The 9,235-nt window shown below is 69.4% G+C and carries 12 protein-coding genes; 7 read left to right on the top strand and 5 right to left on the bottom strand.

What is annotated here, in order from left to right; all coding sequences use genetic code 11:
* Window positions 1-107: 107 nt before the first annotated feature.
* From rpsI to ITI46_RS31235, 3 genes are all read right to left on the bottom strand, one after another.
* Window positions 108-611 (bottom strand): 30S ribosomal protein S9, encoded by a 504-nt coding sequence (gene rpsI, locus ITI46_RS31245; protein ID WP_099883495.1) that lies wholly within the window; start codon window positions 609-611, stop codon window positions 108-110.
* Between the two features lie 42 nt (window positions 612-653).
* On the bottom strand, window positions 654-1,097 hold the full coding sequence (gene rplM, locus ITI46_RS31240; protein ID WP_209243302.1) for a 50S ribosomal protein L13: 444 nt from the start codon (window positions 1,095-1,097) through the stop codon (window positions 654-656).
* A 297-nt stretch (window positions 1,098-1,394) separates the two neighbouring features.
* A complete protein-coding gene (locus ITI46_RS31235; RefSeq protein ID WP_209243301.1) occupies window positions 1,395-1,967 on the bottom strand; it encodes a TetR/AcrR family transcriptional regulator in 573 nt (190 codons plus the stop codon).
* A gap of 109 nt (window positions 1,968-2,076) precedes the next feature.
* Between ITI46_RS31235 and ITI46_RS35220 the strand changes: the two genes are divergently transcribed.
* From ITI46_RS35220 to ITI46_RS31220, 4 genes are read left to right on the top strand one after another with little or no spacing between them, the layout of a single operon-like run.
* Window positions 2,077-2,610: an alcohol dehydrogenase catalytic domain-containing protein gene (locus ITI46_RS35220; RefSeq protein WP_307808399.1), complete on the top strand. Its 534-nt coding sequence runs from the start codon at window positions 2,077-2,079 to the stop codon at window positions 2,608-2,610.
* The gene (locus ITI46_RS35215; RefSeq protein WP_307808398.1) at window positions 2,537-3,007 is read left to right on the top strand and encodes a zinc-binding dehydrogenase; all 471 of its coding nucleotides are present in this window, start codon (window positions 2,537-2,539) and stop codon (window positions 3,005-3,007) included. Before ITI46_RS35220 ends, ITI46_RS35215 begins: the two co-directional genes overlap by 74 nt.
* Window positions 3,004-3,768, top strand: a complete 765-nt coding sequence (locus ITI46_RS31225) for an HAD-IA family hydrolase (protein WP_209243300.1) — start codon at window positions 3,004-3,006, stop codon at window positions 3,766-3,768. Before ITI46_RS35215 ends, ITI46_RS31225 begins: the two co-directional genes overlap by 4 nt.
* Before the next feature lie 4 nt (window positions 3,769-3,772).
* Window positions 3,773-4,963, top strand: coding sequence for a flavin monoamine oxidase family protein (locus tag ITI46_RS31220; protein ID WP_209243299.1), 1,191 nt, complete (start codon window positions 3,773-3,775; stop codon window positions 4,961-4,963).
* Window positions 4,964-5,165: 202 nt separating this feature from the next.
* On the opposite strand, the gene ITI46_RS31215 is transcribed toward ITI46_RS31220, so the two are convergent.
* Window positions 5,166-5,354 carry a DUF397 domain-containing protein gene (locus ITI46_RS31215; protein ID WP_209243298.1) on the bottom strand — a complete coding sequence of 63 codons (189 nt, stop codon included), beginning with the start codon at window positions 5,352-5,354 and terminating at the stop codon, window positions 5,166-5,168.
* Window positions 5,351-6,214 (bottom strand): helix-turn-helix domain-containing protein, encoded by an 864-nt coding sequence (locus ITI46_RS31210; protein ID WP_209243297.1) that lies wholly within the window; start codon window positions 6,212-6,214, stop codon window positions 5,351-5,353. Before ITI46_RS31210 ends, ITI46_RS31215 begins: the two co-directional genes overlap by 4 nt.
* A gap of 251 nt (window positions 6,215-6,465) precedes the next feature.
* Here ITI46_RS31210 and ITI46_RS31205 point away from each other — a divergent pair, with 251 nt between their 5' ends.
* The 3 genes from ITI46_RS31205 to ITI46_RS31195 are packed head-to-tail and all read left to right on the top strand — an operon-like array spanning window position 6,466 to window position 9,145.
* Window positions 6,466-6,912: an ATP-binding protein gene (locus ITI46_RS31205; protein ID WP_307808397.1), complete on the top strand. Its 447-nt coding sequence runs from the start codon at window positions 6,466-6,468 to the stop codon at window positions 6,910-6,912.
* The gene (locus ITI46_RS31200) at window positions 6,909-8,114 is read left to right on the top strand and encodes an RNA/DNA-binding domain-containing protein (protein ID WP_209243296.1); all 1,206 of its coding nucleotides are present in this window, start codon (window positions 6,909-6,911) and stop codon (window positions 8,112-8,114) included. Before ITI46_RS31205 ends, ITI46_RS31200 begins: the two co-directional genes overlap by 4 nt.
* On the top strand, window positions 8,111-9,145 hold the full coding sequence (locus tag ITI46_RS31195) for a ParA family protein (RefSeq protein ID WP_209243295.1): 1,035 nt from the start codon (window positions 8,111-8,113) through the stop codon (window positions 9,143-9,145). Before ITI46_RS31200 ends, ITI46_RS31195 begins: the two co-directional genes overlap by 4 nt.
* Window positions 9,146-9,235: the final 90 nt, after the last annotated feature.

Raw genomic sequence — 9,235 nt, 5'->3', positions numbered from 1 at the left:
GTACGAGGCGTACGGCATCCGGCCCGAACGACCGATGCCCCGTCGGCACCGAGGTGAGGTGCCGACGGGGCATCGGGATGCAGCTTTCCGCTCCGGCGGGCGCCGGGTCAGCGCTTGCTGTACTGCGTGCCCTTGCGGGCCTTCTTCAGACCGGCCTTCTTGCGCTCGACCGCACGGGCGTCACGCGTGAGGAAGCCGGCCTTCTTGAGCGGGCCGCGGTTGTTGTCCACGTCCGCCTCGTTCAGCGCGCGGGCCACGCCCAGGCGCAGGGCGCCGGCCTGGCCCGAGATGCCGCCGCCGGAGATACGGGCGACCACGTCGTAGCGGTCGTCCAGCTCCAGGACCTTGAACGGCTCGTTGACTTCCTGCTGGTGCACCTTGTTGGGGAAGTAGCCCTCAAGGGTGCGACCGTTGATCTTCCACTGCCCCGAGCCCGGGATGATCCGGACGCGGGCGATGGCGTTCTTGCGGCGACCGGTACCGGCGGCCGGCTGCGGGTCGCCGAACCGGGAGGCGAGGGACTCGGAGGTGTACTCCTCCGGGGCCTCGGGGGTCTCGGTGGTGTACTCCTCGACGCCCTCGACGGGGGTCTCAGCGGTGGTCTCGGCCACGATTCTCCTCAGCTTCTCTTCAGTCGTAGGTGGTGGCCGGACTTACTGCGCGACCTGGCTGATCTCGAACGGCACGGGCTGCTGCGCACCGTGAGGGTGCTGGTCGCCCGCGTAGACCTTCAGCTTCGAGAGCATCTGACGGCCCAGGGTGTTCTTGGGGAGCATGCCCTTGACGGCCTTCTCGACGGCCTTCTCCGGGTTCTTCTCCAGCAGCTCGTCGTAGCGGACGGACCGCAGACCACCCGGGTAGCCGGAGTGGCGGTACGCCATCTTCTGGGTCCGCTTGTTGCCCGAGAGGTGCACCTTGTCGGCGTTGATGATGATGACGAAGTCACCGGTGTCGACGTGAGGCGCGTAGACGGGCTTGTGCTTACCCCGCAGAAGGGTGGCGGCCTGGGAGGCCAGACGGCCGAGGACGACGTCCTGGGCGTCGATGACGTGCCACTGGCGCTGGATGTCGCCAGGCTTGGGGCTGTACGTACGCACGGTCGTAGCCTTCGCTTCTTCAGTGATTGGGTCCTGACAGGGCCAACCAGGCAGATCACGACAGGCAAGATCGCATGCGGTGACGCATCCGCATGCGATCGCTGGTCATCGACCGGTAGGCCGGTGTATAGCCCCCCACGTGAGAACAGGCAAGCCAATACACACAACGAACCAGCAGAATACTGGGGCGCCCACCCGGGGTCAAAACGGGATGCCGCCCCTCCGCCGCCGCTCGCCGGACCGAGCTGGACACATGCCCCGCATCGAAGGGCTCTCGGCATCGTGGGCGGAGGCGAGTCAGTGGCCGGCTCGTTGGACGAGATTGCCGGCGAGCTCTCGCGCCCGCTGCAGGGCCTCGGCGTGCCCGTCGATTCCACGTTGGAATGCGGCGCCCTCAAGCAGTAGGTAGATGTGTTCGGCCAGGCCATCGATGTCGCGAAGGTGCGGCAGGTCGTCGGCCAGCAGCCGGGCGATCTCGGTTCGAACTGCGGCCTTATGTTCGCGGATGACAGCGCGGCCGGGGTGTCCCTCGGCCAGCTCCGCCGCGCCGCGCTGGAACCCGCACCCCCGGCCGAGATCGAGCCGAGGATGGTCGCGGTAGGCGTCGAACACGACGAGGACGCGCGGCGGCGGTGCACCGGCCAGGCGGCGTTGCAGGTGGGCCCACCAGGTCTCGTGCCGGCGGGCCAGGTAGGCCGTGACCAGGTTGGCCTTCGAACCGAAGCAGTCGTAGAGGGTCTTTTTCGTGACGCCGGCGGCTTCGGCGATCCCGGCGACCCCCACAGCGGTGATCCCGTCCCGGTAGAAGAGCTGCGAGGCTGACGCGAGCAGCCTGCGGCCAGCATCCGTGGTGGGGGCATCTGCGGACATGGTTCGACTATACCCACCGGTGGGTTGACGACACGGCAGTCCGGAGGCGCTGGAGTTCCGGGCGGATGTCCCGGATCCGCTACCGAGTCCCGGTGAGGTTCGGGTACGCGTGCGGGCGGCGTCGCTGAACAACACCGACATCTGGACCCGCGAGGGCGCCTACGGCTCGTCGGACGACCCGGACGCGCAGACCGGGTGGCGCCGGTCGTCGTTCAGCTTCCCGCGCATTCAGGGCGCCGACGTGGCCGGGGAGATCGACCAGGTCGGCGCCGGGGTGCCGGAGGCACGGGTGGGCGAGCGGGTGCTGGTCGACCCGATGATCTATGACGGTGGAGAGATCGCCCTGGTCACCACCGACTACCTCGGCAGCGAGCGGGACGGGGGATTCGCCGAGTTGGTCACCGTACCGGCGCAGAACGTGCACGCGGTCGGTGATGCTCTGTCGTTCGCGGTACTGGCGACACTGCCGACTGCCGCCACCACGGCCATGCGCATGCTCGGGCGCGCAGGACTGGAGGCGGGCGAGACGCTGCTGGTGACGGCGCCTCCGGCGGCGTCGGGACACGCTCGTGCAGATCGCCAAGGCCCGCGGGGCCAGGGTGGTGGCGGTCGCCGGGGCCGCCAAGCATGCGGCACCCCGTGAGGTCGGCGAGGATGCGGTCGTCGCCCGGGACGCCGAACTCCCCGCCGCGCTGGCCGCGGTCGGGATCGAGGAGGTCGATGTCGTCGCCGACGTGGTGGCGGGCCCGTCCTTCGGTGACCTGCTGGGGGTCCTCGCTCCGCTGGGCCGCTACGTCGTCGCGGGTGCCATCGCCGGACCGCTGGTCGAGACCGACCTGCGGACGGTCTACCTGCGTCAGCTCACCCTGTTCGGGTCGTCGTTCGGTACGCACGAGGACTTCGCCGCGGTAGTCGACCTGGTCGGGCGTGGGATGTTCCGTCCGCTGGTGGCCGGCCGCTACCCGTTGGCCGAGCTCGCGACCGCGCAGAAGCACTTCGTGTCCAAGGACTTCGTCGGCAAACTGGTGGTGGAGCCGTGAGCCCGCGCGGGACCGGGAGTGGAACGCTGCGCGCATTCCGGGTGCTGACCTTCGACGTCGTCGGGACATTGATCGACTTCGAGACCGGCATCGTGGAGTGCGTCCGCCAGGTGGCAGGACCGGACAGCTTGAAGCTGAGCGACGAGGAGATACTCCAGGAGTTCTGCGCCGCGGAGGACGAGCAGCAACAGCGCACTCCCCGGACACCGTTCACGCAGATGCTGGACCCGATCTCGGCGCGGCTGGCAGCCCACCTCGACCTGCCCGCTCTGGACGGCCGGGGAAGGCCGAGCCCGCTGCGCCTGTCCATTGCGGCGTGGCCGGCCTTCCCCGACGCCCGGGAGGCGCTGGCCGCGCTGCACCGCCGGTTCCGGCTGGTCGCTGTGACCAACGCGGACAACGCCGCCACCCGGGCGATGAGCAGCACGCTCGGGGATCCCTTCGACGATGCGGTCACCGCGGAGGATGTCGGGGTCAACAAGCCCGACCCGCAGGTGTTCGCCTACTGTCTGGGCCGGCTGAGGATGCTCGACATCGCACGCTCCGAGGTGCTGCATGTGGCGCAGAGCCAGTACCACGACATCGGAGTGGCGCGGCAGCTCGGATATGCGACGTGCTGGATCGAGCGGCGCCGGGGCCGTACCGGGTTCGGAGCCACGCCATCGCCGCACTCCGTCACCGCACCCGACCATCATTTCGGCACGCTCGCCGAGCTCGCCGCAGCCGTGGAAGAAGCCCCGGCCCTGGCACAGGAGCGGTGACGGCGTGCGTGTCACGGTGGTAGGGGCCGGACTGGCAGGGCTCGCGGCGGCACGGGCCCTGGAGTCGTCGGGGCACACGGTGCTGGTGATCGAGGCCCGGGACCGGGTGGGTGGACGGGTCTGGTCGCAGCAACTGGACGGCGGCGTGTGGTTCGAGCGCGGTGCGGAATTCATCGAGGACGGCCAGACCGCCGTGCATCGGCTGGCCGACGAGCTCGGCATCCGGCTGCTGCCGACCGGGATGAGCTACTCCGACCGCGAACCGCGGGACTCCGCCGGCACGGTCGCCCGCAGCGATGTCCTGGCCGGCGTCGAAGTCCTCCGGAACTCGGCCAGGACGGGAACCGTCGCCGAGGCGCTGGAGCGGGCCGCTCTCCCGGGCCGGGTGCGGCGCGCCATCGCCGCCCGGCTGCGGGTGTCGTTCGCCCAGGACCCCGCACGTCTTGCTGTGGACGTCCTGCGCCACCATGCTGCGTCGTTCTCAGGCCGGGAGGCATACCGATGCGAGGGGGGCAATCAGCAACTCGCGCTGCGGACGGCAGCCGAGCTGACGGGGCAGATTCTGCTACGTCGCCCGGTTGAGTCGATCGCCTGGACCCGCGACGACGTACGGGTGCGGTGGCATGGCGGAGAGGCTGCATCGGACGCCTGTGTGGTGGCCGTCCCGGCGGCGGTGTGGCGGCGCATCGACTTCGAACCGGACCTGCCGTCGTGGAAGGCCGATGTGCTGGACCGGATCGAGTACAGCCATACCGCCAAGATCGCGGAGCCGCTGGGGTCTCGCCCTGATCCGAGCGCGGTGCTGTCAGTCGATCATGCCTACTGGACGTGGACCGCTACCCGTGGTGGCCCCTCGGCCGAACCGGCCGTGCACGCTTTCGTCGGCTCGTCCGAGGCGGTACGCGCTCTGGAGGTGGTCGACGGGCCTGACCTGTGGCTGACCGCGCTGCAAGATCTGCGCCCCGAGTTGACGGTCGACCGTCGCCGTGCCGTTCTGAGCACCTGGGACGACGACCAGTGGGCACTCGGAGCCTATTCCACCGGATTGTCGGGTGAGGGCGTGGCTGCGGCGCAGGCGCCGGTGGGCCCGGTCCATTTCGCGGGCGAGCACACGGCCGGTGACTGGTTCGCGCTCATGCAGGGCGCGATCCGTAGCGGTCGACGAGCCGCCGACGACATGCGGAGCGCTGCGTGAAGAGAGCCCCGGGCACGCCGTACCCCCGCATGGCGGCGGCCGGTCCCACCCCGGAAGCCCCCTCGCGCCGACGGCGGGACCTGCACCTCGACTCCCACACTGCCCCGGGGCCAGGGGCCGCGTCATCCGGCGCGGCCCGAGGCCGGCGGAGGCCGACGGCTGCGGGGCCGGGCCATGGCTGAGCTGCGGCGCCCGCCACGGCTCAGCCGTGCGCCGCGTACTCCACGAAGCGCGCCCAGCCGTCGCGGCCGACGGCGAAGTGCGGGAGGGACACGTCCTTGGAGTCCCGCACATGGACGGCGGTCGCGGTCGCCGCGACCTCGACGCAGTTGTCACCTTCGGTGCCGCTGTAGCTCGACTTGAACCAGTCCAGATCCGCAGTGCTGCTCATAGTGCTCCTCTGATGCGCCTCAACAGACCCACGGAGTCAACGGGGTTGAGGGCCTGTGCCCGGAGTGTCGCATACCGCTGGTGGAGCACGGTGACCAGTTTCGCGTCAGTGATCAGACGGCCGTTCTTCTGCCCCTCCGAGTAGGCGAGCCGCTTGCCGTCCGGCATCTCCAGGAGCGCCAGCGGGCCGTCCAGACCCGCGTGGCACACGGTGTCGGCCGGCATGATCTGTACGGAGACGTTCCGCAGCTCGGCGAGGGAGAGCATGTGGTCCAACTGCCCTCTGGCCACCTCGTCCCCGCCCAGCCGCCGCCGCACGATGTGCTCCTCCACGACGAAGCTGAACGCGGTGTTGGGCCGCTTCCGGATGAGTTCCTGCCGTTCCATCCGGGCGACGGCCTGTGCCTCCATCTGCGCGTCGGCCAGTGGCGGAATGCTGTTGTCGAAGGCGGCCCGTGCGTAGTCTTCCGACTGCAACAGCCCGGGAATCAGTCGGCATTCGTAGGTGCCGAGGTTGGCTGCCAGCCGTTCCAGCCGCGCCCAGCGCCGGAACCACGCAGCCAGTCCGGGCTCACCGCGCGACAGATACTGCGCCGCCTTGCGCAGCGCGCCCGTATTGCCCAGCGCCTCCTCGGCCCGCTCCACGAACGCCTCGTCGGGCATACGCCGCCCCAGCTCCACCGACTCCACGGTGTGCTTGGAGAACCCGACGAGCTTGCCGAACTCGGTCCGGCTGAGCCCGGCGTGTTCGCGCAGGGCCTGGACGACGGCGCCGAACGTCCGCAAACTGTCCGACGGATCGGGCTCCCGTTCGGCGTCGTCGCCGCCCGCCGCCGCCCCCTCCACAGTGCTGGTCGTCATCAGCGACCCCCCTCAAGTACATGCGCACCCATGCCGTGCGCTCAGGTAGGTGCCCGGGACCGTCCCGTGCACAACTCACCCAGCGTGATGACACCACCACCGTATTGTCCACCCTCTGTGCCCGTACGCTTACCGAACGTACGGGCCTCGGTGCTGGCGAAGACCCCCGCGCGAGCGCCACCGTGGCACCCATGCACCTCATGCACTCGCTCGCACCTCAACGGACGGCGAACGTACGTACGTTCAGGCAATTGCTGTCCTCCACTCGGCGCGGCGCCCGCCTCGCCCGGCTGCTCGCCGCCGGAGAACTCCGCGCCTGGCAGCTCCCTCCATCCGTCGCGGAGCGTGCCGAGCGCATCGTCGCGGAGCTCGCCGCCAATGCCGTGTTCCACGGCTCTGTGCGTGGCCGGGACTTCCGGCTCGGGCTCTTTCTCGACCCCGTCGCGGGCCACCTCCGTATCGAGGTCACGGACGCTCGCGGCGAGTACCGCCCGGAGCACCGGCCGAGTGTGACGGCAGACTGCGAGTCCGGGCGCGGCCTCCTCCTCGTCACCGCGCTCGCCGACTATTGGGGCACCGAGCCATACCCGACGAGCGGCAGGACGGTCTGGGCGGCCCTCACCGTCCCGCGGATCTGTCATGGGGAGCAGCCCCAGCACGCCACTGACCGCCCCGACCCGCACCACCCTGCACAATGACCACCGTGAGTGGAGACGAAGTGGACCTGGCCGCCGTCCTGGGCACGCGGGAAACACCGGCCCTGGAGTTCAAGCGTTCCGCGAAGCGGGAGGGCAAGCGCGGGGACGCCATCGGGAACGCGGTGTGCGCGATGGCCAATGACCTGTGCGGCCACGGAGGCGGCGACATCCTCATCGGGGTGGATGACGAAGGGCGCCCCGTGGACGGGGTCGACACCAGCGACCGGGCGCTGTTGCAGCTCACCGAACTCCGGGACGACGGCCGTGTCCTCGACCGCCCCTCCCTCACCGTCGAGCCCGCCCGCTATCGAGGCAGACCTGTCATCCGCATCCACGTCCAGGCCAGCGCGACGCCACCGGTGCGGTTCGAAGGCGTCATCTGGGTCCGCCCCGGGCCCACTACACGCAAGGCGGGCCGGGAGGACGAACGAGTTCTGGCGGAGCGCAGGCGCGCCAAGGACATGCCCTTCGACACCCGGCCGCTGGCCCTCGCACACCGCGACGACCTCGACCTGGACGTGTTCGAGCGGACCTATCTGCCCTCCATGGTGGCTCCCGAAGTCATCGAGGAGAACGGCCGTCCGGTCGACCTCCAGCTCTCCTCACTCCACCTCCTGACGCCGGAGGGCCGTCCCACCGCCCTGGGCATGCTCACCATCGGGCTCGATCCGGGCAGTCACATCCCCGGTGCCTACCTCCAGTTCGTCCGCTACCAGGGCACCGACCTGGATGCCGCCATCGCGGACGAGCAGGAACTGCGTCAGAACCTCGTGGGGCTGGCCGCCCGGCTGGAACCGCTGCTGCGGAGCAATCTGCGCACCCGTCTCATCGAAGACGGATTCCGGGAGACCCCGCAGCCGGACTATCCGCTGGAAGCCCTGCGCGAGGTCTGCATGAACGCGCTGATGCACCGCAACTACGAGACCTCGTACGCCCCCACGCGCGTCGTCTGGTTCGACGACCGGATCGAGGTGACGAACCCGGGCGGCCCCTTCGGGCAAGTCCGGGAGGACAACTTCGACCGTGTGACCGACTACCGCAATCCGTCCCTCGCAGCCGCGATGAAGGGTCTCGGATATGTGAACCGCTTCGGCCGCGGCGTCGGACGGGTCCAGACTTCTCTCCAGCGCAATGGCAACCCGCTGGCCGAGTTCCAGGTGGACGACTCGTCCTGGGCAGTCACCATCCGGAGGAACGCATGACCTCGATCGCGCTGTTCAACAACAAGGGCGGAGTCGGAAAAACGACACTGGCCTACCACCTGGCGCACATGATTCGCCGTATGGGACTCGGCGTGCTTGCCGTCGATCTGGACCCGCAGGCCAATCTCACCTCCATGTGCCTGGAGGAGACCGAGATCGAGGAGCTGTGGGAGAACTCCTCCGAACTCATCAACCAGGGTGCGGCACTGCAGGGGCTGCCCGGTACAGGGAGAGTGCGCAGCGGCCAGACGATCGCCGATGCTGTGCGCCCGATTCTGGAGGGGACCGGCGACATCGCGGCGGTCGAGCCCGCTTGCTTGCAGCCTGGTCTCTGGCTGCTGCCGGGCAGCCTCGACCTGAGCCGATTCGAGGACAAGCTGTCCAACGAATGGTCGCGCGCGTACGCGGGGGACGTCGCAGCGATCCGCACGTCCACCGCGTTCCACCGGATCGTCGAGCAGGCGAGGGTGTCCGTCGAAGCGGATGTGGTCCTCATTGATGTAGGACCGAACCTCGGTGCGATCAACCGCGCCGCATTGATCGCGGCCGAGACGGTGCTGATGCCTCTCGCCGCGGACCTCTTCTCGCTGAAGGGGTTGAGCAACCTGGGGCCGACGCTGCGGGAATGGCGCCAGGACTGGCAGAGCCTGGTGCTGCCGAGGGTACCGGCCGGCATCTCCGCGCCGCGAGCGGAGATGCGGCCGCTCGGGTACGTGATCATGCAGCCGGAGATGCGACTCGACCGGCCCGTCAAAGCGTACAAGCGGTGGCTCGAACGGATCCCTTGGGTGTACTCCGCCATGGTTCTGGCCGAGTCCCCGCCGTCCCGCGACGATGGCAGGCACCGCATTGCAACACTGCGCAATTACCGGAGCCTGATGCCACTGGCGCACGACGCGCGCAAACCCATGTTCGACCTGAGGCCTGCGGACGGAGCTCTCGGCAGCACCCAGCAGTACGTCAAGACCTGCTACCGGGAATTCCGCGAGCTCTCCGAGGCGGTACTCGCAAGGGTCGAGGCCGAGTCCTGAGAAGCAACGGACGAGGTTCTTATCCGCTCCTGGGGAGCGACCCCCAGACCCCCGGCAGGGCCTGTCGGCCACCCGAGCCCTCACCGCACC

The organism is Streptomyces oryzae, from assembly GCF_017676365.1.
Taxonomy (GTDB): Bacteria; Actinomycetota; Actinomycetes; order Streptomycetales; family Streptomycetaceae; genus Streptomyces; species Streptomyces oryzae.
The sequence above is the reverse complement of the archived record's forward strand: the minus strand, read 5'-3'. Positions and strand labels throughout refer to the sequence as shown.

Coding starts and splice junctions, on each gene's coding strand:
- ITI46_RS31235 (WP_209243301.1), bottom strand. CDS start 1,967: ATGTCCGCAGATGCCCCCACCACGGATGCTGGCCGCAGGCTGCTCGCG.
- ITI46_RS31215 (WP_209243298.1), bottom strand. CDS start 5,354: ATGAGCAGCACTGCGGATCTGGACTGGTTCAAGTCGAGCTACAGCGGC.
- ITI46_RS31210 (WP_209243297.1), bottom strand. CDS start 6,214: ATGACGACCAGCACTGTGGAGGGGGCGGCGGCGGGCGGCGACGACGCC.
- ITI46_RS31200 (WP_209243296.1), top strand. CDS start 6,909: ATGACCACCGTGAGTGGAGACGAAGTGGACCTGGCCGCCGTCCTGGGC.
- ITI46_RS31195 (WP_209243295.1), top strand. CDS start 8,111: ATGACCTCGATCGCGCTGTTCAACAACAAGGGCGGAGTCGGAAAAACG.